Below are 21,744 nucleotides of genomic sequence, written 5' to 3' on the forward strand. Positions count from 1 at the left end.
CACAGCTTTACAGATAAAAAAGACACGTTCTGCTGCACCAACGGTGTGCGGAACGTGTCTTTTCGTTTCAACCTAATTGTACATGTAAATCGTTCAATAACTATTCAGGATCTGCAACCTTAACCAGTTGCTTGCCCAGATTATCTCCAGAAAAGAGGCCCATGAATGCTTCCGGCGTCTGTTCAAACCCGTCCACAATGTTTTCTTCATACTGGATATGACCTTCCTTGATCCATTTCGCCAACTTGGCGCGGCCTTCCTTGAAGGATTTGGTGTAGTCACCCAACAGGAAACCCTTCATCAATGCTGTGTTCGTTAACAGCAACGTCTGTGGCCGCATCCCGATATCCGGTTTCTCCAGATTATAAGACGAGATCTGACCGCATAACGGAATACGTGCATTCCGATTGATGTGGCGCAAGACTGCATCTGAGATGTCGCCGCCCACATTATCGAAGTAGACGTCCACGCCATCCGGGCAAGCCCGTTCAATGGCCGCTGACATATCCTGCTCCTTCTTGTAGTTCAACACCACGTCGAAGCCCAGCTTTTCTTTCAAATACGCGCATTTCTCATCAGAGCCTGCAATACCAACCACGCGTGCTCCCACAATTTTACCAATCTGACCTGCAATCATACCTACCGCTCCGGCTGCTCCCGATACAACGACCGTTTCGCCGTCCTTCGGTTTGCCGATGTCCTCCATGCCAAAATAAGCCGTCAGACCCGTCAGGCCCAGCGCACCCAGGTATGCCGTGATTGGTGCCTCTTCGGTATCAATCAGTGAAAGATCCGCCGTATTCACTGCGGCATATTGCTGCCAACCCCACATGCCGGATACGAGATCTCCTTTGCGCAGGTTTGGTTCCGAAGATTCCACAACCTGCCCAATAGTTCCACCCTTAATCACTTCATTCAACGCGTACGGTGCAGCATAGGATTTTGTATCTTTCATGCGGCCCCGCATGTACGGATCGACCGACAAATATAATGTACGTACCAGGACTTGCCCAGCTTCCGGTTCAGGAAGAGGTGCATCAATGAAGTTAAAATTTTCTCTGGTTGGGGCACCTTCGGGACGAGACGCAAGTACGATCTGTTTATTTACAGACACCAAAATTACCTCCTTGTTGCCAAGTGGACGCAAGGTTAACCCTTGTCAGCTGAGACTACTCACCACTGGCTCTGTGTTATCACTTCTTATTAGTTTAAACCGAAACAGGCGGATCACAAACGTGGACCGCCTTGAAATATGCAAATATCGTCACATTGTATCTGCTTTTAGCTATTATTGTGCTGTCAAAATCACAGGACCGTCTGCTGTAATCGCAATTGTATGTTCATACTGGGCAGACAGACTTCCATCCATCGTACGTGCCGTCCATCCATCCGAATCCAGCTTGCTGCGATACGTACCAATGTTCAACATCGGTTCGATCGTAATAACCATGCCTTCCTTAAGACGTGGACCCCGATGTGGCGGACCATAGTGAGGGACTTGTGGTTCCTCATGCATCTTCTCACCAATGCCGTGACCAATAAACTCGCGCACAACCGACAGACCTTCACCCTCTGCATAGACTTGAATGGCATGGGAGATATCTCCGATTCGGTTGCCCACCACGGCATGTTCAATGCCTTTGTACAGAGAGTTTTTGGTTACATCCAGCAGATGTTGTGCTTCCGGAGTCACTTCACCTACGGCATAAGACCAGGCCGAATCGGCCAACCAGCCATTCAGATTAACCACCATGTCGATTGTAACGATATCGCCGTCTTTCAGTGCATATTTTCCCGGAAACCCGTGACAGATCACATCATTAACCGACGCACATGTCGCATATTGGTATCCGTTATATCCCTTTTGTTCCGGCGTAGCGCCATTTTTCTTCATAAAAGCCTCGGCAAACTGGTCGATCTCCTGTGTCGTAATGCCTGGACGAATCATTTTTGCAATTTCTCTATGGCATGCGGCGAGAATTTCTCCGGCTTTTTTCATATATTCAATCTGTTCTTTGGTCTTCAATGTAATCATGTTAACTACTCCTGTCCGTTAAAATCTTATCCTGTCCTCTATTGTAACGCTAAACGCTCAAAATAAAAAATTCCGCGCAATCAGCAACATCCTATTATACGCCAAGCGCCTGTCCAATGAATACCATTATCCATGAAAAACTCGAAACCCCTTCTGATCTGGCCACGTATATGGTTAAAACAGTTGAAGTCGAAAGGGTGAAAAGCTCATGTTCAAAAAAATAATCGGCAAACTTATCGATTCCAAATCTTCATCTCAACGCAAACGTTACAGCTCCTCGGACAGGCGCTCATATAAACGTCACAGCAGTTCCTCCGGCAAGCGTTCCTACAAGCGCTATTCTTCTTCGGATGTGAAATATAGGGACAGCCGCAGTGGTTCCGGGTATTACAAAAGCAGAAAATACAGCTCCAGCTAAGCGCCTTGTGCTCCTCCTGCTATTAAAAAGTACTCATCGGCCAGTTCAGTGTACGCGACCATATATCAATGATGTAACTAAAATAAAAGGGTGTTCGATAGCCATACACACGGCTAACAGAACACCCCTTTATTTCATCTTACCTTCAACAACACACGTTCCATCTCTGCCAGCAACTCCATCGCTCCGCCTTCATAACCCGGACGAAGTCCAAGAAGTCGTTCCAGCATCTGGTGCAATTCCGGCGTTAGCTTCAATTCCTCCTGCCAGCTGGCGGGTTCTCGACCCTTCTCTGGCTCATAAGCCGAATACAGCATAAAAAGAAGAAAGTGGCCGATATCCTGCAGATCATGATCCGGTGTAGCCGGTTCATCTTCAGGCTCAGGCACTTCACGCATACGCTGCTTTAGCTCCGGCAACAACGGCTCCCCCAAGCGTCTCGCCAAGCCAAAGTCAATCAGATGTACCGTCCCTTCACGTAAAATAACATTGGGAATCCGCACATCTCCATGAATGTATCCCTGCTCATGCACATGAGCCACCGGAGCCAGCAGTTGACCTGCCAATTCCAGACATTCCCGCTCCGTATATCGAAGACCTTGCTCAAATATGCAATCTTCCAGCGTCTGTCCACGAATATACTCGGTAACGATATAACTTCGTCTCCCGGATGTGAACACATCCAATAGGCCAGGGATCGCTGGATGATGCAGACGTTTCATCACGTCCGCCTCACGCTCCAACAGGGCTGCAGCGAGTTTTCCCTTGCTGGGCTTGGACTCCTTCAACGCCACTTCCCTGCCGTTCTGCTCATCTGTACATAGATATGTCAACCCATAGCTCCCCATACCCAGCAATTCCTGTATTGTATAACGCTCGGCAATGGTCGTCCCTTTCCGACGAGAACGGTCCGTCCACAGTCCAAGCAATCTTTGCCAGCTTCGTCGCAGCTCCACAGATCCTCCCACGCCAGCTTTCCGATCTCATCCCGGTCTGGTTCTATACCGAAAGATCCATTGCCAGTCTTCATGTTGTATGGAGCTTATTATATCAGGCCGATCATGTAAAATCACGATGACCAATGGTCTGTCTCTCAAGCTTCCTTATGCTTCTTGGGCAGGAACCCAAACAACATACGCAAAGATACTCCTTTTGGTTTGCGTTTTCTTCCCTGGAAGCTGCGCAAGTTGGTCACAAGTTCGCGATCTCGCTCTTCCTCCAGCTTCTCATTCATCCACAGGCGTTGTTTCTCCATCTGTTCCTGAAGGGCCATATGTGTCTCTGCCAGATGCTGAAGTGTCAGTTCCAGTTCATCAACCCGCTGTTGCAGCAGCTGTACCCGATCATCCTGTTGTTGTTCTACAGCACCGTATGTTACCTCACTTACCAGTTGCCCCAGACCCTCATAGGATCTTAGGTTTCCGATTGATTCCGCGCCCTCAGGATATGTTGATGGCATGACTGTCGCTGCACATTCCGACTCTGACAGACCTTCGATCCCTACCACAGGTACATCTACTTCTACTACAGCTACAGGTACTTCTGGAGCCAGTACAGTCACCACAGCATCTGCCAGGGGCAGATTATGCTCTCTGAGTTCGGTCATCAGGCGTTCAATGCATTCGATGTCGTCTGATTTGAATAGTCTGGATTTGTTGGCGGAACGTTCGAACCGGTATCCCTGCTCTTCCAGTGCCGCCGCATATTTACGAAGAGTACTGGCACCTATGCCCAGGCTCTTGGCTGTTTCCGTCGTTGCTCCTGCTTCTTCAATCATCATTAATTCCCTCCCGGAATGAAGTCTTTTGGGAATCAATTTCATCATACCTTTAGTGAGTTATGAAATTGATTCTTGGAAAAACACATTATGGCTTCAGCGTTCCTTTTTGGAACCGTCATCGGATCGGGGCAACCTGTCTCATGGATCAAGTATGCTTATCTTTTGCTTGTCCGTATGTATTCGTCAGCTTCTCGGCAGATCCCTTTGGCGGTTTTGTTCTGTTTCTGCGGATTCCTAAGAAGTTTTGTCAGGTATATAATCTGCATAAATAATCCCCAATCCGACAACGAACGTGAATGCTGTCATGTCGAATAACACAGGTGCAAACGCCGTCAAATCCTATGATAATGAATTATTCATGTCAATTTTGTTAACTCCGTCACTCCAATACGCTCCCGCGATAGCGGATATCATTGCTGTGCAGCTTTTTCGTGTGTTATCTTATGTAACGTAGAAGTACATTCCAGCATAAAATATAGGACTATACTTAACATAGAACGTGTTAGTAACGGAAAATATCAATCTAATTGGGGGCTGAACGGCAGTGTTAGGCAAATCAGGTAAAGTAGCGGTGATCGGGGCGGGTCTTGTCGGTTCAAGTTGTGCGTATTCCATGATTAATCAATCCATATGCAGAGAAATTATGATGGTGGATCGGACGTATGATCGTGCCGTAGCGCAGGCACTGGATTTTTCCCATTGTATGGACTTCACACATAACCGAACCAAAGTATATGCAGGCACATACGCGGATTGTGGCAATATGGATGTGATTATCTTAACCGCCGGGGCGAATCCCAAGCCAGGACAGACACGGCTGGATATTCTGGAGGAAGCAGAGTCCATTGCCAAAGACATTGTGGTTCCGATCATGAACAGTGGATTTAACGGGATTTTTGTCGTCGCTGCCAATCCGGTTGACATAGTAACTTATATGGTATGGAAATTATCTGGTCTTCCGCGTGAGCATGTCATCGGCACAGGGACGTCCATTGACTCTTCAAGGCTCAAAACACTGCTGTCTGAAGTCTTCTCCATCGATCCACGCAGTGTGCATGGTTATGCTCTCGGGGAGCATGGAGAATCCCAGTTCGTGGCCTGGTCACATGTGACCATCGGCGGCAAACCAATTATGCACATTTTGGATCAGCACAAGGAGCGCTTCAAACATCTGGATCTGGATGATATTGCACGCAAAACGAAAGATGCCGGCTGGGAGATCTTTACCCGTAAAGGCTCTACTCAATTCGGAATTGGCAACGCCCTCGCGCACATTACCCGTTCAATCCTCAATGATGAACACAAGATCATCGCTGTATCGGCTATTCTGGACGGAGAGTACGAGCAACACAACGTCTGCGTCGGTGTTCCTGCAATTATCGGTGGAGATGGCATTCAAGAGATTATCGAATTGCATCTGGATGCAGTGGAACGCCAGAAGTTCATTAACTCCTGTGAAATTCTAGCCGGTAATATCAATCGTCTGACATTGGCATAACTCATTCGTATACAGCTCTACTTCGTATGCTGCGTCTCAACTTCAAAAGCCTGTCAACGCAAACACGCCAATAACACTCCGTCTGAGGAGGATTATTGGCGTGTTTGCGTGTATTTTTTCAAAGCCGGCTTGTTGTTCTCAATTCGGTGCAAGCTGAGGTTCGTCCCTTGGTCCCCACTGCTGTAACACCCGCTTCAACTCACTCAACATGACTGGTTTGCTAATAAAGTCACGCATACCAATCTCCAGACAGGCTTCCTTATCTTCACGTTTGGCATTGCCTGTAACTGCAATGATTGGAGGTATGCGATCCCGTGGAATCAGGCGGTGTAACAGGTCTGTCGCCTTAAGTCCATCCATCACCGGCATATGAATATCCATCAGGACAATATCATAAGCATTCTGAGAGATGGCATCAATCGCTTCTACGCCATTGGTACACACATCTGCGTGGTAACCAAGCTTCTCCAGATATTCTCGCAAAATCTTGCGGTTCACTGGATGATCCTCCGCCACCAGAATTCGCATGGCTACCTTGTCACTCTGACGTGTACGATCATGATGGAACTGACTCGCTGTCTGTTCTGCTGAAGCATCTACACTCGCCGCAGGAACAGCAAACCGGAAGGTTGAGCCTTCCCCTTCTATACTCTCGACACTGATACTGCCTCCCATAATCTCCACAAGTCGCTTGGAGATGACCAGTCCCAGCCCTGTACCACCATATTTGCGGTTAATTACCGGATGCAGTTGAGAGAAGGACTGGAACAATTGATCCAGCTTGTCGGCTGGAATGCCAATTCCCGTATCTTGCACAGCAAAATCAAGAACGCTATCTTCAGGCTTCCTGCCTTTGATAATATCCACGGTAACATCAATGCTTCCCTGATCGGTGAACTTAAGCGCATTGCCAACCAAGTTCACCAGAATCTGCCGGATACGTATGGCGTCACCGACCATGAACTCAGGGATGCTTGGATTGAGACGATATCTGATCTCCAGATGTTTCTCATCAGCACGGGGTTTAAACAGTTCGGCAACCTGTTCCAGCATCTTACGTAATGCAAATGGTTCATAAGCCAGTGCCATTTTCCCGGATTCCAGCTTACTGAAGTCCAAAATATCATTAAGGATGTTCAGTAGCGCATCACCGCTATCTTGAATAATCTCGGCATATTCACGCTGTTCTTCCGATAAATCGGTACCGATCAACAATTCGGTCATCCCCACGATCCCGTTCATCGGTGTGCGGATCTCGTGGCTAACCATCGACAGAAACTCTGACTTGGCCTGAGCTGCGAGCTCAGCTGTCTCTTTGGCACGTACAATTTCACGTTCACCAGTCACATCATTGAACACAACCACCGCACCCTGAATCTGCCCCTGTTCAATAATCGGCGTCACCTGATACTGCACCAGAAAGCTGCTGCCATCTTTACGCCAGAATACATCTTCCTTGATTGAACGTCTCTGTCCATCCAACACGGTCAAGTGGATCGGGCACTCTTCTATTGGGAAATGACTCCCGTCTGCACGGGTGTGATGGATAATGGGATGTGAGTTCTTGCCAATGAACTCTTGCGCCTCATAACCGAACATCGAAGCTGCGGCAGGGTTCATAAACATGGTGATTCCATCCGCATCCAAACCATATATTCCTTCCGTCACCGTGTTAAGGATCAGCTCATGTTGCTTGCTAAGTTCCTGAATTCGTTCCGTGTATTCCTTACGCTCGGTAATATCAGACACGATTCCATAGACGCCTACCATTTCCTTATCCACGATAATGGGCACATTGGTAACGGACACTTCAATCTTCCGGCCTCTTGAATTGACGATTCGGGTCTCATAATATTGCGGTTCGCCTTGCTTCACCATAGCAAAATAATGTTCGCCGTATTGCACTTCGCATGGATCGAGATTAGACAGAAACGATTTGCCAATCAGCTTATTACGCGGAATATCCAACATTTGCACAAGTTTGCTGTTCACCGCACTGTACTTGCCTTCCAGATTCAATGAATATACAGCTGCCGGATTATGTTCGAACAGCGATCTGTATCGCTGACGACTTTCTCGAAGACGTCTGTCCGCATCCTTATGCTGGGTAATATCCCTGCTGATGCTTACAATCTGGACATTCTTTCCACTCTCCCCGGTCACAGGCTTCGCCAATGTCTCCATCCAGATATAGTGTCCCTTCTTGTGCAACACACGCATCTTGCAGCCATTGCTGATCTTTGAAAGATCCATCGGGTCCGGGTAATCTCCCGGATAACAATAATCCTTGAAGGACTTGCCGGTGACTTCCTCCGGCTTATAACCGAGCAAGGCGTACACGGAAGGGGAGACGTATAACAACTCTCCCTCCGCAGAACAAGTCGTAATCAGATCTTGCGCATGGTCAGCCAGCACCTGATATTTCTCTTGTGCCTCCTTAAGCTCACGTTGCACTTCCAGGATATCAGTAACATCTTTGGCAATACCATAGATTCCTACGACTTCGTTTCCATCCGTTATAGGCACATACGTGATCTCTGCCTGTTTCAAGGAACCATCTTTATGATAAAAAGTAATGGAATGACTGACTGAACGTCCAGCCAGCACTTCTTTAATATATTTTTTCCGTGAATTTTCACTGTCTGGAGGACAGAGCTGATCCCGATTAATACGAATCAAGTCATCCAATGTGTATCCTGATATCCGCTCTACCGAGGGATTAGCATCAATATAATTTCCATGGATGTCCATTACATAAATGCCATCTGGATGGTTAAAAAACAGTGATTGGTAAGAACTTCCCTCAGAAATAATGCGCTTCAGGGTTTCCGTTTTATTATTATCCAAGGCTTACCCCTCTTTTCTCAGCCAATATCTTTAATTTTACATTTAGAAATTATTTGGTTCCGTAGAAATAGGCTTACCCTCGAATAACCATGTAAGCCTGCCTAGAAACAACTTTTTTTATTTTACCAGATTTTCGTCTCATTTTGCTTATAATCTATGATTCAATTCACATGATGTGTGATGTAATACTTGGAATTTAAATCGTTCAAGCCAGTTGATTCTGGCAAATGGGTAACAACTTTAACGATACATTTTGTATCAAAAAGGCTATAATCGTTATAAAACGTTTTTCGACGACGAAGAGGATGGATGAATCATGCTGCCCAACAGAGTTAAAATTGCTTACGGTAAACTAAGAGGCTTGGCCATCTTTGGTAAAATCCAACCTTCAATGGGCCTGCTGCCACGAATCAGGGGTAAGGTGTATCTGAATAGATTGGGTGACTTACAGGTAGGAAAGCGGCTTAACATCATAGGTAAACCTTGGGGAACCCAGCTAACCGTGGTCAAAGGGGCACGATTAACCATTGGTGATGACGTCATGATTAATGCCGGTGTGGGGATTGCCGCTAACGTAGAGGTGACGATTGGCAATAACGTCATGATTGGTCCTCGAACAAGCATATTCGACAGTGCTTATCACCGGATTGATTCACTGGATGATGGAAGCCAGACTGCCAAGCGAATTGTGATTCAGGATAATGCCTGGATTGGTACAGGCGCGCTCATCCTGCCCGGAGTGACGATTGGCAGGAATGCAGTCGTGGCAGCAGGAAGCACGGTGACCAAAGATGTACCTGAGAATACACTTGTAGCCGGCGCGCCAGCCAAAATCATTCGAGAGCTGACCATTCATGACGGGTGGGTCAGGCATTAGAAAAAATCCTCCAGAAGCCTACATACAACAGAACTTTGCATGTTTTGCTTAAAGAGGATCTTCATCTTACAATAACCAGGCATATATCTAGGGCGTGTCTGAAAACTCCGAAGGGAGCAGATTTTGCCGAATTTTCGTTCCAAGCAAGAAAGTTTTCCGCAGGCGTGCCGGGGCACGTCAAGGGAAAGTGACGCAGCATGGGGCGAAAAGGGGGTGAAAGATGCACTTCAGCGAGTTTTGAGACACGCCCTAATTATTCAGATTTCTTTTTTGGCGAAATACATCATGCCGATTCCTATGAAAATAACAACACTGCCTCCGACAACCGCCAGCATTGTCAGCAGTGGAACATTGTAGGCTCCGAATCCGCCACCGTCCACAGGTGTCATCAGAATCATCGGTTGTGCCCAGGGATAATACGGCCCAAATGTAGCAGAGTTTACGATAAGAATATTTGGCACGGTCAGTGCAAAATTCAGCGCAAGCGGTGCGGCAAAGCTGCTCCACACCAGGGAAACGAACATCTGCAGGGCGGCAAGAGGTACACAGGCCAACAACCCAAGCAGCAGTTTGCCCATCAGGAATCCCCAGGGTATCTGCATCGTAATGCCATGGATCATGCCTGCCAGCAGAATGGACATCAGCAACAATACTTGTGTACCTGCCAGAAGCATGAGTACAATCGTCAGTTTGCCTGCATATACACCTGAACGTGTGAGCGGCAATACCAGCATCTGCTTCCACCCTCCTCCTGCATGTTCGAAACGGCAGACAAAGGACGTAAACACGCCAGTCAGCATCGGCAACAGGAGTAATCCATGCAGGAAGATCATGGTGCCCATCAGTACCTGCCAATTCCCTGATGGAGTGGACAACAGTCCAATGAGCAGTGCAATGAGCGGACTTAACAGAATCAGGAGCCATATGGGGGACTTGCCCATTTTCAACCGTTCAGCAGACAGAATTCGGAAATAGGTTGTCGCAAAGCTCATATCAGGCCACATCCTTCCGGCTAAAGTGCACCATACCCAGCAACAGAATCAAGATTCCCAGACCTGCACCCATGCCTGCATACAGATATGGATTGGGTCCATTCCAGGCCATCTGTGCCCAAGCGAGTGGAAAGTTCGGCGAGATACTGAGTGCGAACATACCGGTTATTGCGAGAACAATCCCCAGTGTGACGGGAAGCGCCTGATTCTTGTTTACCATCGTGAGCCATAACTCCAACGACAACACAGGAAGCGCACCAGCCAAAGGCAACAGTCCCAGCTTGATTGCATGCGTCCAAGGGATCTCACTGGCAGGGAATCCGAGGACCAGACCCAGACCTACGATTCCTGCGGTTAACAGCAGGCAGGAGATCACCAGCAGCAGACAAGCCAGCAGGAACTTTGCCAGATACACGGCCGGTCTGGGAATCGGCATCGCCAGCAACTGTTTCCACGATCCCTGTTCATGCTCGACATTAGCGATCATCGAGCTGAGAATGGTTGCTCCCAGCATCAGAGACAACGGTACAAAAACAACCACATTGCCGAGCAATCCGCCCCACAGGTTATCGGCATACTGCTCTTTCAGGTAGTCCAACCGCAAACCAAAATTAAGCGCCTGCATCGCTGTCAATCCAAGCGGGGCCAGAAAAACGAGAAACCAGATTCCCTTCCCCCGAATCTTGAGCCAGTCCGACGATAATGCACGCCCGGTCATAGGGAAGCCCCCTCGCCAATGACCCGCATGAACAGATCCTCCAGCGACTGACGCTGTTCCTCTACACGATACACGTCATGATCCTGTTCAATCAATCGGCGCACAAGCAGCGCAACCGAAGGGTTATCCATATAAGGGAACGTTAACGCAGAACCTTGTCGCTGACCGAATTGCCCCTGCTCTCTTGCCAGCTTCATGGCCTCTTCCGGCTCGGAAACCGTTAACCGGATCGAGCTACCCGTCTGACTATGCAGACTCGCGATGGTATCCTGAAGCACCATCTTGCCTTCACGGATAATACCGACACGACTTGCCATCTGCTCGACTTCACTCAGCAAGTGGCTAGAAACGAGTACGGTGATGCCATGTTCCAAGGGCATGCGTTTGATCAGTTCCCGAATCTCCTGAATACCTGCCGGATCAAGTCCATTTGTTGGTTCGTCCAGAATCAGCAGTTCCGGTTCACCCAGCAAAGCGCTGGCAATCCCCAGACGTTGTTTCATCCCAAGGGAATACCCCTTCACTGAACGTTTGGCATCCTTGGTCAGATCTACAATGGACAGCACTTCAGCAATTCTTGACTTTGGTACATTGATGATGCGACGCAAGGTCTCCAGATTCTCTACTGCGTTCAGATGTCCGTAATAGGACGGGTATTCAACCAGTGAGCCCACACGACGCAAAATGTCCATGCGCTCCTTGCGAATATCCTTGTCAAAGACACGGATCACACCTTTGGTTGGTTTAATCAAGCCAAGAAGCATGCGAATCGTAGTTGTTTTTCCGGCACCGTTGGGACCGAGGAAGCCGTAGATATCTCCCTTTTTAATATGCAGATCAAGTTCACGGACCGCTGCACGGTCCCGGTATGTCTTCCATAGATTAGCGGTTTGAATAATATTTTCACTCACTGTATGATCACCTCGGAACTATCGTAACCTTCCAAGGTTAAAGCCAAGGTAGTCTGCAGTTTAAGTTTAGTTTAAAAAAGTGATCTCAGCGGTTGGTTGAATCCTTACGTCCCTTACCACTGTAAATATATGTCCGGACACCCCCATCGGAACTGTCTACCCGCTTGCGCAGTCCCATCTCACGAATTAACAGGTCTACAATGGATAAACCCAGACCTGTGCCTTTGGTGTCGGAATCCTGTTGCATTCCCGGACCGCGATCCTGAATAACGATAGCCGTCTCACCCTGAATCTCCCGGGTTGATATGCCAATATATTTCCCGCTGGCGGCATGACGGATCACGTTTTGGAACAGATTATCGATTATACGGCGCATGCCCTGTTCATCCATATGCCAGATCAGCGGTTCCTCCGGCAGGTCAATATCAATTTCGAATTGCTCTTTCTCCCAGACCGGATACCAGGCCGCCGCCGTTTCCCTGACAATACGCAGCATATCTTTCTCTTCCAGCTTCAGCGTATATTTCCCGCTCGTGAGCAAATTGTAGGATAACATATTGTCAATGAGCCCGCCGAGATCCTCCATCTTTGCTTCCATGCGATGTAATGAACTGTCGCCTTGTTCGCTCAGCGCTTCCTTGTGCAACGCATGCATATGTCCACGAATCACCGTTAGCGGGGTGCGCAGATCGTGGGAGAGCCCGGCAATGAGACGTTTACGCAATTGCTCTTCCTCGCGTTCACGCTGGCGGCTGGCGGATAGTTGATGCACCATTTGGTTAAATGACTCCTCCAGTTGACCAATCTCATCTGACCGGCGGATATCCACCGGAAGCGGGATGCCTTCTTTTCCTGTGGTCATCATCGCCGTCTGCAAACGAATAAGTCGTTTGCGAATGCGCGCGAAGAAGAGAATCGACATAAGAATGAAAATCATGAAGATGATAATCATGACAACGCCAAGATATAAAAGTTCCATTGGCCAATTGCTCTGTGTCTTTTGCAAAAGCGATCGAGGCACCTCAATAATCATGAAGCCCTGTCCTCTGTCCTGTTCATTTCCGCCTATATATGCAACTACAGTTAGTGGATCACGATAGGAAGCTTCTTTCATGAATTGCACGGTATTGTTTGCATTCCATGCTGCAGGAATTCGGGTCTCTGCCGTTTTCCCGGAATCCAACAGCCACTTCAATGTCGTATCAGCCTTGCCATCTGCTGACGTGGATTGTACCAGCGTTACATCTTCACCACCAAGAATAAAGACCGTATCACCGCTCGCATTCACACGATACATGGAGGATTTGGGATACGATGCATGTAATTGCTCCAGCCGGTCCTTAATCTCTTCATCCGAAGCTCCATCCAGCTTCTTGGCTTCACGCGACCAGAGGTTACTGATTCGGGTAACGTCACCATAAGGTGCCGCTTGATTCGGATTCGTGTTATTCACTACGACAACATATAGAATGGATATGATCGGAAGAACGACGGGCACGAATAATACTGCCGCCAGGATCAGGATGATGTATCTGGACATCAAGGACCGTCCAAAGCGTAGCTTGCGCCGCCCGGATTGCTTTTGATCCATGCCTCGTTCTGCCTTCCGCTCTTCCTTCATGATCTTCCTTTCTCTGAACCACCGGATCATGGCTTCTTCACACGATATCCCACACCGCGGACCGTCTGAATAACGACCGGATTGGCCGGATCAAGCTCCAGCTTTTCGCGCAGATGTCGAATATGTACCATTAAAGTTTTATCTCCATCCAGATAGGGCTCGTTCCAGACAGCTTCATAGATCTGCTCTTTGGTTCGAATCATGCCCATATGCCGTAGCAGGTAGGCGAAGATGTGGAACTGTTTTCCCGATAAAATAATCTCATCCCCCGTCTCTTCATTGACGATTCGGTTGTCCTTCTCATAGATGGAGAGATGATCCAGCCTCAGAGCTGTATCGGAGGATACGGCTGTCCCTGCCTTCCGCAGTTGGACCTCAATTCGCGCAGCCAGTTCATCGGGGTGAAATGGTTTTGTTACATAGTCATCGGCAAAATCGAGACCGTGCAACTTGTCGTCAATGGACGTTCTGGCTGAGAGCATGACAATGGGTAGGGCGGGATGTTCCTTTTTCAATCGTTGACCCACCGTAAATCCATCCAGCCCGGGCAGCATGACATCCAGAATAATGAGTGAGCAACCAACAGCAGCCTCCGCTGCACCGTCACCACTGCCAAGCCACACCACTTCATAACCGCGTTCCTCCAGATCAGCTCTGACCCAAGTTGCAATTTCCGTATCATCTTCAATGTATAACAGTTTGGTTTTCATCCAAATATTCGTTTCCTTTCCGCCCCCATTGGGTTAATGATATATCTGAGCACCATCATATAAACAGTCTATACGTTGATGACCTATGGACCTATCTCTTGTTGAAACCATGCTGAAGCCCTTCACGTTACCACACATGCTAATTATAACTTATCCATTAACGTGGGGAATGTTATATCAATCAAGTCTACCAAGTACATATCAGTTCTACACCTGACGGGAGGAATTTCATTATGCTGCTGGAAGCCATCTATCATCAACCAAAACGGAACTGGGCTTATGCCTATGACCAAGATACAATCCACCTGCGCCTGCGTGCCAAAAAAAATGATCTGACCGAGGTACATGCCCTGACCGGAGACAAATATGCCTGGGATGCAACCAAAGCGCTGGTTCCCTTAACAAAGTTCACCTCTGACTCCATGTTCGATTATTACGAGGGAGAGGTGAAACCTCCCTACCACCGACTCAAGTACTCTTTTCTACTCAAAAGTGGAGACGAACAGACCTGGATGACCGAGACGGACTTCCAGGAAGAAGAACCGGATGACCCGGGTCGCATGTTCCAGTTCCCTTATATTCATGCTGGAGCTGTATTCACACCCCCTGCATGGGTTAAGGATGCCGTGTTCTATCAGATTTTCCCGGAACGATTCGCGAACGGCAACCCGGATATTAGTCCGGATAATGTGGAGCCGTGGGGTGGCGAGCCGACACCTTTTAACTTCTTCGGCGGTGACCTTCAGGGCGTGATCGACCATCTGGATTACATCAGTGATCTTGGCATTAATGCGATCTACTTCACACCCATCTTCGAAGCCACCACCAATCACAAATACGATACCGAAGACTACCTGCGGGTAGATCGACACTTTGGTGACGCAGATACCGTGAAACGGCTGGTTGAGCTGTGCCATGCACGTGGAATTCGTGTACTGCTGGATGCTGTGTTCAATCATTCCGGGAAAACATTTGCGCCGTTTGTGGATGTGCAGAAGAACGGAGAACAGTCCAAATACAAGGATTGGTTCCATGTACATGAATTCCCGCTGGACGTGAAGGACGGCATTCCCACGTATGAGACCTTCGGTTTCGAAGCGCACATGCCAAAGCTGAATACGGAGAATGCCGAGGTTAAGGCCTATCTGCTGGAGGTTGCCGAGTACTGGATCAAGGAAGTAGGTGCGGACGGATGGCGGCTGGATGTTGCAGATGAAGTGGATGATGCCTTCTGGCGTGATTTCCGCCGTGTAGTCAAAAACGCAAATCCGGATGCCTATATTCTGGGCGAAGTATGGAATGAGTCCTCTGCCTGGCTGCAGGGTGACCAGTTCGATGCGTCCATGAACTATCCGTTTACCGATGCCGTGAATGCTTTCTTTGTAAAAAATACGATGCACGCCGAACAGTTCGCGAACTCCATCGGTCGGCAGTTATCCCGCTATCCGCTTCAGGCCAGCGAAGTGGCATTCAACCTGCTGGACAGCCACGATACCCCGCGGCTGCTCACGCTATGTGAGGGCGATCAGCGCAAAATGAAGCTGGCTGCGTTATTCCAGTTCAGTTACATGGGCGCTCCGTGCATCTATTACGGAGACGAGATTGGCATGGTCGGCGAGCATGATCCGGGCTGCCGGAAATGCATGGAGTGGGATGAAGCGAAGCAGGACCGGGAGCTGCTCGACTTTTATCAGAAACTGATCTCCCTGCGTCATGCTCATCCTGCCCTGCGTTCAGAAGGTACTGTTCGTTTCCTTCAGGCTCGTCCCAATGGCAGCCAACTGGTATTTGAGCGGCAGAATGAAGAGGAACGCATTCTGATTCTGTTCAATCGATCAGAAGAGACGGCTATTGTCGAACTGGAGGCCGGTGACGGGGAATGGACCGAGCTGTTCGACGGAAACCATCGTACCGCCAAGGAAGATGGTGTGCTTGCCATTGAATTGCCTGCGTATGGATATGCCGTACTGAGTACGGCTGTGGGCCAGAACTAGATTCATACTACACAAACATCTGAAGTCACTTATAAGTAACCAAGCTTCGTATCATTTGGCGGCATAAAACAAGCGTCCTACAGAACCCGGATTCGGTTCGTGGACGCTTGTTTTTGTATTGCCGTTATACATCATAATATCACTCGGTGGAATCCGCAGGCTTCGACTCTGGCTCAGGCTCTGCACGCTTTGCCTTTGGTTTAGCCAGCTTTTGCATCATTTTACGGCCTGTTGGTGTCTGGGCCAGTCCGCCTTGGGCTGTCTCCCGGTGGCGGCTTGGCATCGCACTGCCTACTTCCAGCATGACGCCGATGACTTCATCTGACGGAATGGCGCTACGCACTCCGGCCAAGGCCATGTCAGCCGCAGCCAGCGCCGTAACTGCACCCAGTCCGTTACGGACGATGCACGGAATCTCAACGAGGCCTGCGACTGGATCGCAGATCAGGCCCAGTGTATTTTTTAACGCCAAGCCTACCGCATGAACGACCTGTTCCGGTGTACCTCCACGCAGTTCAACCATGGCACCCGCAGCCATCCCGATCGCGGAACCCACTTCTGCCTGACAACCACCTTCGGCACCCGAGATAAATGAATTGTTGGCAATAACATAACCAATCGCTCCTGCACAGAACAACCCGTTCACCAAATGTTCGTCCGTCCAGCCAAATCGCTCCTGTGAGCTAATAAACACACCGGGGATAATGCCGCAGGAACCTGCTGTTGGTGTTGCCACAATGCGGCCCATGGAGGCATTCACTTCAGATACACACAGGGCATACGCCATGGCAAGTGCAGAAGCATCTCCTGAGCAAGTCTCACCCTTGCGAATGTACTCGGCCATTTTTTTACCGTCTCCACCCGTTAATCCACTGCGTGATGTTGTATCTTCCGTTAACCCTTTACGTACCGCTTCCTTCATCACCTGATAATATTCAGACATCTGCTTCACAACATCCGCTTCCGGTGTATTGGTCTCCTGAACCTGCTCCTCAATCATCAGCTGAGCAATCGTTTTGGATTCCGCTGTGCAGATCGTATTCAGCTCGTGTAAATGTTTAAATCGCATCCGAATTAACTCCTCTCTTCAAATCGATAACACGAATGTCCAGCACATGGTCCAGCTCCTTTAGACGTTGGAGCATCTCGGGATTAGGCGCCCCATCCATTTCCATCGCGGTCAGCGCTTCGCCATCACGGGCTTTCCGATCCACCTGCATATACCCGATGTTAACCCCGGATGAACTGATGGTTGACGTTACCGAGGCCAGCACTCCTGCTTTGTCCGCATGGCGCAGAACAAGTGTCGGAAACTCACCACTAATCTGAACACGAAAATCATTCATCGCATGCACCGATACACTGCCACCACCAATGGAAGCACCAATCAAGGAGCAGGCACGTTCTCCATGCCACAATTCAATTTTGACGGTATTCGGATGAGGAGCAGGCAGGCCGCTTGTATAAAACTCAACCTCCATACCCGCTTCTTCTGCGTATTGCTCTGCATCCGGGATACGCGGATCATCTGTAACATAATCCAGCAGACCGCCGATCAGTGCCAGATCTGTTCCGTGCCCCTGATACGTGTCAGCGAATGAACCGTAGAGCGTCAGCCGGGCACGTTCAGGCGTACAACCTAACCACTGACGAGCGATTCTTCCCAGCCTTGCTGCTCCAGCTGTATGTGAACTTGAAGGCCCCGTCATCGACGGCCCAATAATTGAGAAAACATCTTTAAATCGCACCTTGTAACCCTCCAATTGTATTCGTCATTTACATCCAGATTCCATGCCTTAATGTTCCTTTTTTACTGAATGATGACATCAAAAAAGGACAGAAGAAGGCCCAAAGGCCCTCTCTCTGTCCTCGATACCTGAGAGTTTCACGATCAGCAGTGTCTCTCGACAGGGTGCATTGCCTGTGATTACAGACAAGTTCACCAGGCTCACTGATCATATACCCCTTGGGTGGCGCAGTTCGCGCACTCTCCAGAGCTGCGTCCAACGATGGTACATTTACCTGAGAGATTAACCACTGTGCCGGGTGCGCAGCAGCTTGCTCCTTCGGTGCCTAGCACTAGCCATTTTGCTCGGCTAACCCAGGTCTCTCCCGCTCGTTATCATCCGCTGTATGGAACCATTCTGAGCGTATGTCAGAACAGTCATGGAAGTCATTAATTTCTTCTCCATTAAGATTAATCGACCGGAAGATCAGTGTCAACAAACGTAACGATTTCTTTGGATGTATTTCCTTCATTTTCGATTGAACCGATGAAAACCAGAATATTTTGTCAGCTTTCATTACATTGATACGTTAAAAAGATCTTTTAAACAGGTTATTTCATCCTACTTCAATCAATAATGTGCTTACTATTATTTATGATATTGTCCACGAAACCGTTCGGGTATTCAGGCAATCATAACTTTGCACCATACTACTCTGTAACCCGTCCGAATCTGCACATCTGGATTAGTATTCACAGTTCATAGAAGATGCTCTTGTTCTGTACATAGGGTCTGCAAAACTTACTGCATAACTTCGGCATACGATCTTTCATCCATTCGTGCCTCGACTCGTTTGCCATCTGAAAGGCATAATAACCCAGTGTGAAGATCAACATGAACCCTTCCATTAATCGGATATCACGATCCGTCAGTAGTGCGGTCTGTTTCGTGTATCCAGATAAGAATATGTCACGTTCCTCCCGATTGAACATCAGTGCTGCCCCTCCGGCATCGAAAAGATAATAACCATAACCGTGTAGACAAAAATCAATCATGGAAATCCCCTGATCCGTGATCAGCAGATTGTTGCGAGTAATATCCCCATGAATGATCCCCCATGTCTCCGCGTGCTGTGGGTACGTTGCGAGCTGCTTGTTAATGTTCTCAAACGTCTCACGAAGCAGATCAAAGTCTTCTGTTGTAAAAATCCCCCGTCGGACACCTTCCTCCAGCTGCCCTAGCATGACCAAGTTCTCATGGCTATTGCCATATGCCGGCCGTACCTTCGTTCGATCTGTCTGATTCTGTACACGCCCATATTGATGAAGCGTCTGCAGTTGAACACCCAGGTCAATGATCTGCTCCGTTGCCAGCCGTTCTCCCTGCTGGATGTCCCTACCCTCAATCCACTCCAGTACTGTACAACAGATCTCTTTCCCTTCCTCACTTCTCCATAACGTGATCCAATCTCCTGATACATTACGTACCGGATGCTGTACGTGTAATGATGTCGTTGCATTTAACTCATGGAGCAGGTTCATCTCTGCCTCCAGCGCAGGAGATGTGTGCTGAATGCCTGTCATGCTTGCATATGCGGCTTGATGGATACGCAGCAGATACTTCTGCCCGCTTGCTTCATCAACGACATGATACGTCAGATTCTCATTGTGGCGAATATAGGAAACGACAGGTTTCTCCATGCTATAGTTCTTGATGATCTCAGCCGCCATATGGTCGTAAGACCTCTGATTGGTAGTGATTGTCAACATCTCCTCCGAAGTGATGTAAGCGTTCTCTTTGTACTGAATATCGTAGCATGATTGTTTTACACACAGCAAATTTTTCCAATATCAAATTAAAAAAGCACAACCCCCGAACAACCGTCCAGGCATTGTGCTTTTTGTCTCTATTATTTCTTAATCTCTCTGTCTATTGCTCTATGTGACACTCCATGATCCAATTAACCAAAACGGCCCATAATGTATTCTTGCGTCAGACGATTGTCGGGGTTCGTGAAAATATGCTCCGTATCCCCGTGCTCAATCATGCTTCCCAGATAGAAATAAGCTGTATAATCCGAGATGCGTGCCGCCTGCTGCATGTTATGGGTAACAATAACGATCCGCAGCTCCTTCTTGAGCTCGGTAATCAATTCTTCAACTTTACCCGTAGATACCGGGTCAAGCGCAGATGCAGGCTCATCGAGCAGCAGAATCTGCGGATCAACAGACAAGGCGCGGGCGATACACAGACGCTGCTGTTGTCCACCCGAGAGAGACAGAGCCGACTCGTTCAGCCTGTCTTTCACTTCGTCCCAGAGCGCAGCACGACGCAAGCTTTTTTCCACAATTTCATCCAGTGCCTTCTTACTCTTTGTACCACGGTAGCGGGGGCCAAACGCGATATTGTTGTAGATGGACTTATGAAAAGGATTGGGCTTCTGCCATACCATGCCAATCTTCTGACGAAGCTTGATTACATCGGTTCCGGGCTCATTCAGATCGTTACCATCCATCCAGATATGTCCCTCTGTACGGGAACCGGCAATCTCGTCATTCATCCGGTTGAGTGACCGAAGGAACGTGGATTTACCGCAACCAGACGGCCCAATAAGAGCCGTTACGCTTGCTTCAGGAAACGTCAGGCTAATCTGCTTAACCGCCTGGAAATGTCCATAATATATGCTTAACTGTTCCGTACCAAAAGGTATGGCCATGTTGGTTCCTCCTTATTTCGAAGCTGTCATGCGGCGGAATACAACCCGACCGATCCAGCGTGCACTCAGATTGAACGCCAGCACGAGAATGACAAGCACGGCGGATGCCCCTGCTGCCACTTCTTTGGAATCTGGCCCAATGCCTTCACTATTCACTTTCCAGATATGGACAGCAAGTGTCTCTGCCGGACGGAAAGGATTAAGCGGTGATCTTGGACTCGTCGGATTCCAATCTGTAAAGTCCAACGGTGGACTACTCATACCTGCGGTAAACATCAGCGCGGCTGCTTCACCAAAGATCCGGCCCGATGCCAGTATCGTACCTGTAATCAAGCTCGGCAATGCCACGGGCAGCAGAATGGAAGTGATAATTTTCCACTTGGACAGTCCAAGCGCCAGACCGGCTTCCTTCTGTTCTTTCGGAACGGCCCGGAAGGCCTGCTCTGTTGTACGCACCATCAGTGGCAAGTTAAAGATCGCCAGAGCCAAGGCACCCGAGATCAGAGAGAAACCAAGACCAAATTGATTTACCAGCAACAAGAGACCAAACAAACCAATAACGATGGACGGGAATGATGACAACACTTCAACGACCAGACGAATGAAGCTGGTGATCTTGCCTGGTTTGGCGTATTCCGCCATGTAAATTCCGCCGCCCCATCCGAGTGGAATGGTAACGAGTAATGTCAAGATAAGCAAGAATACCGAGTTAAAGAGCTGTGGACCAATCCCGCCGCCGCCCTTGAGCAACTGTGGTGCGCTCGTCAGGAAGTTCCAGCTAATATGTCCAATGCCTCTATACATGATGAAGCCAAGCAGACCGAGCAATAACATAACAATGAACAGGGCCAATACAACGATAACGGATGTTGCAATTTTATCTACCGTTTTTGCCTTCAT

At 48.6% G+C, this 21,744-nt stretch carries 18 protein-coding genes and 2 riboswitches; of the genes, 3 read left to right on the forward strand and 15 right to left on the reverse strand.

Annotated elements, in window-relative coordinates; all coding sequences use genetic code 11:
• Positions 1 to 100 precede the first annotated feature (100 nt).
• The 4 genes from ACE3K2_RS18425 to ACE3K2_RS18440 form a co-directional block, all read right to left on the reverse strand.
• Positions 101 to 1,114, reverse strand: a complete 1,014-nt coding sequence (locus ACE3K2_RS18425; RefSeq protein WP_421893304.1) for an NADP-dependent oxidoreductase — start codon at positions 1,112 to 1,114, stop codon at positions 101 to 103.
• 174 nt (positions 1,115 to 1,288) lie between these two features.
• On the reverse strand, positions 1,289 to 2,035 hold the full coding sequence (gene map, locus ACE3K2_RS18430) for a type I methionyl aminopeptidase (protein ID WP_421893307.1): 747 nt from the start codon (positions 2,033 to 2,035) through the stop codon (positions 1,289 to 1,291).
• Positions 2,036 to 2,587: 552 nt separating this feature from the next.
• Positions 2,588 to 3,409: a serine/threonine protein kinase gene (locus ACE3K2_RS18435; RefSeq protein WP_421893310.1), complete on the reverse strand. Its 822-nt coding sequence runs from the start codon at positions 3,407 to 3,409 to the stop codon at positions 2,588 to 2,590.
• A 137-nt stretch (positions 3,410 to 3,546) separates the two neighbouring features.
• On the reverse strand, positions 3,547 to 4,233 hold the full coding sequence (locus ACE3K2_RS18440) for a hypothetical protein (protein ID WP_421893313.1): 687 nt from the start codon (positions 4,231 to 4,233) through the stop codon (positions 3,547 to 3,549).
• Between the two features lie 544 nt (positions 4,234 to 4,777).
• On the opposite strand from ACE3K2_RS18440, the gene ACE3K2_RS18445 reads away from it, so the two are divergent.
• The gene (locus tag ACE3K2_RS18445; protein ID WP_421893316.1) at positions 4,778 to 5,731 is read left to right on the forward strand and encodes an L-lactate dehydrogenase; all 954 of its coding nucleotides are present in this window, start codon (positions 4,778 to 4,780) and stop codon (positions 5,729 to 5,731) included.
• 138 nt (positions 5,732 to 5,869) lie between these two features.
• Here the strand turns inward: ACE3K2_RS18445 and ACE3K2_RS18450 are convergent, their stop codons facing one another.
• Positions 5,870 to 8,578 carry a PAS domain S-box protein gene (locus ACE3K2_RS18450; protein ID WP_421893319.1) on the reverse strand — a complete coding sequence of 903 codons (2,709 nt, stop codon included), beginning with the start codon at positions 8,576 to 8,578 and terminating at the stop codon, positions 5,870 to 5,872.
• A 316-nt stretch (positions 8,579 to 8,894) separates the two neighbouring features.
• Between ACE3K2_RS18450 and ACE3K2_RS18455 the strand changes: the two genes are divergently transcribed.
• Positions 8,895 to 9,455, forward strand: a complete 561-nt coding sequence (locus tag ACE3K2_RS18455) for an acyltransferase (protein WP_091038205.1) — start codon at positions 8,895 to 8,897, stop codon at positions 9,453 to 9,455.
• Between the two features lie 257 nt (positions 9,456 to 9,712).
• On the opposite strand, the gene ACE3K2_RS18460 is transcribed toward ACE3K2_RS18455, so the two are convergent.
• The 5 genes from ACE3K2_RS18460 to ACE3K2_RS18480 all read right to left on the reverse strand — a co-directional run bounded on the left by ACE3K2_RS18460 (position 9,713) and on the right by ACE3K2_RS18480 (position 14,407).
• Positions 9,713 to 10,447: an ABC transporter permease gene (locus ACE3K2_RS18460; protein ID WP_421893323.1), complete on the reverse strand. Its 735-nt coding sequence runs from the start codon at positions 10,445 to 10,447 to the stop codon at positions 9,713 to 9,715.
• Position 10,448: 1 nt separating this feature from the next.
• A complete protein-coding gene (locus tag ACE3K2_RS18465; protein WP_421893326.1) occupies positions 10,449 to 11,165 on the reverse strand; it encodes an ABC transporter permease in 717 nt (238 codons plus the stop codon).
• Complete coding sequence (locus ACE3K2_RS18470; RefSeq protein ID WP_421893329.1) at positions 11,162 to 12,076, reverse strand: ABC transporter ATP-binding protein; 915 nt, start codon at positions 12,074 to 12,076, stop codon at positions 11,162 to 11,164. Before ACE3K2_RS18470 ends, ACE3K2_RS18465 begins: the two co-directional genes overlap by 4 nt.
• A gap of 85 nt (positions 12,077 to 12,161) precedes the next feature.
• The gene (locus tag ACE3K2_RS18475; protein WP_421893332.1) at positions 12,162 to 13,697 is read right to left on the reverse strand and encodes a HAMP domain-containing sensor histidine kinase; all 1,536 of its coding nucleotides are present in this window, start codon (positions 13,695 to 13,697) and stop codon (positions 12,162 to 12,164) included.
• A gap of 26 nt (positions 13,698 to 13,723) precedes the next feature.
• Positions 13,724 to 14,407: a response regulator transcription factor gene (locus ACE3K2_RS18480; protein WP_421893335.1), complete on the reverse strand. Its 684-nt coding sequence runs from the start codon at positions 14,405 to 14,407 to the stop codon at positions 13,724 to 13,726.
• A 233-nt stretch (positions 14,408 to 14,640) separates the two neighbouring features.
• Between ACE3K2_RS18480 and ACE3K2_RS18485 the strand changes: the two genes are divergently transcribed.
• Entirely contained in the window at positions 14,641 to 16,401 is a 1,761-nt protein-coding gene (locus ACE3K2_RS18485) for an alpha-glycosidase (protein ID WP_421893338.1), read from the forward strand.
• A 139-nt stretch (positions 16,402 to 16,540) separates the two neighbouring features.
• On the opposite strand, the gene sdaAA is transcribed toward ACE3K2_RS18485, so the two are convergent.
• From sdaAA to pstA, 5 genes are all read right to left on the reverse strand, one after another.
• Positions 16,541 to 17,470: an L-serine ammonia-lyase, iron-sulfur-dependent, subunit alpha gene (sdaAA, locus tag ACE3K2_RS18490; protein WP_421893341.1), complete on the reverse strand. Its 930-nt coding sequence runs from the start codon at positions 17,468 to 17,470 to the stop codon at positions 16,541 to 16,543.
• Positions 17,460 to 18,149 (reverse strand): L-serine ammonia-lyase, iron-sulfur-dependent subunit beta, encoded by a 690-nt coding sequence (gene sdaAB / locus ACE3K2_RS18495; protein WP_421893344.1) that lies wholly within the window; start codon positions 18,147 to 18,149, stop codon positions 17,460 to 17,462. Before sdaAB ends, sdaAA begins: the two co-directional genes overlap by 11 nt.
• A gap of 113 nt (positions 18,150 to 18,262) precedes the next feature.
• Positions 18,263 to 18,398, reverse strand: a riboswitch (glycine riboswitch).
• Between the two features lie 4 nt (positions 18,399 to 18,402).
• Positions 18,403 to 18,526: riboswitch (glycine riboswitch) on the reverse strand.
• Positions 18,527 to 18,880: 354 nt separating this feature from the next.
• Positions 18,881 to 19,897, reverse strand: coding sequence for a phosphotransferase enzyme family protein (locus ACE3K2_RS18500; protein WP_421893347.1), 1,017 nt, complete (start codon positions 19,895 to 19,897; stop codon positions 18,881 to 18,883).
• A 191-nt stretch (positions 19,898 to 20,088) separates the two neighbouring features.
• Entirely contained in the window at positions 20,089 to 20,844 is a 756-nt protein-coding gene (pstB, locus tag ACE3K2_RS18505) for a phosphate ABC transporter ATP-binding protein PstB (protein WP_253429470.1), read from the reverse strand.
• Positions 20,845 to 20,856: 12 nt separating this feature from the next.
• A complete protein-coding gene (pstA, locus tag ACE3K2_RS18510) occupies positions 20,857 to 21,744 on the reverse strand; it encodes a phosphate ABC transporter permease PstA (protein ID WP_421893679.1) in 888 nt (295 codons plus the stop codon).

Origin of the sequence: Paenibacillus sp. (assembly GCF_048976745.1) — a bacterium.
Classification (GTDB): domain Bacteria; phylum Bacillota; class Bacilli; order Paenibacillales; family Paenibacillaceae; genus Paenibacillus.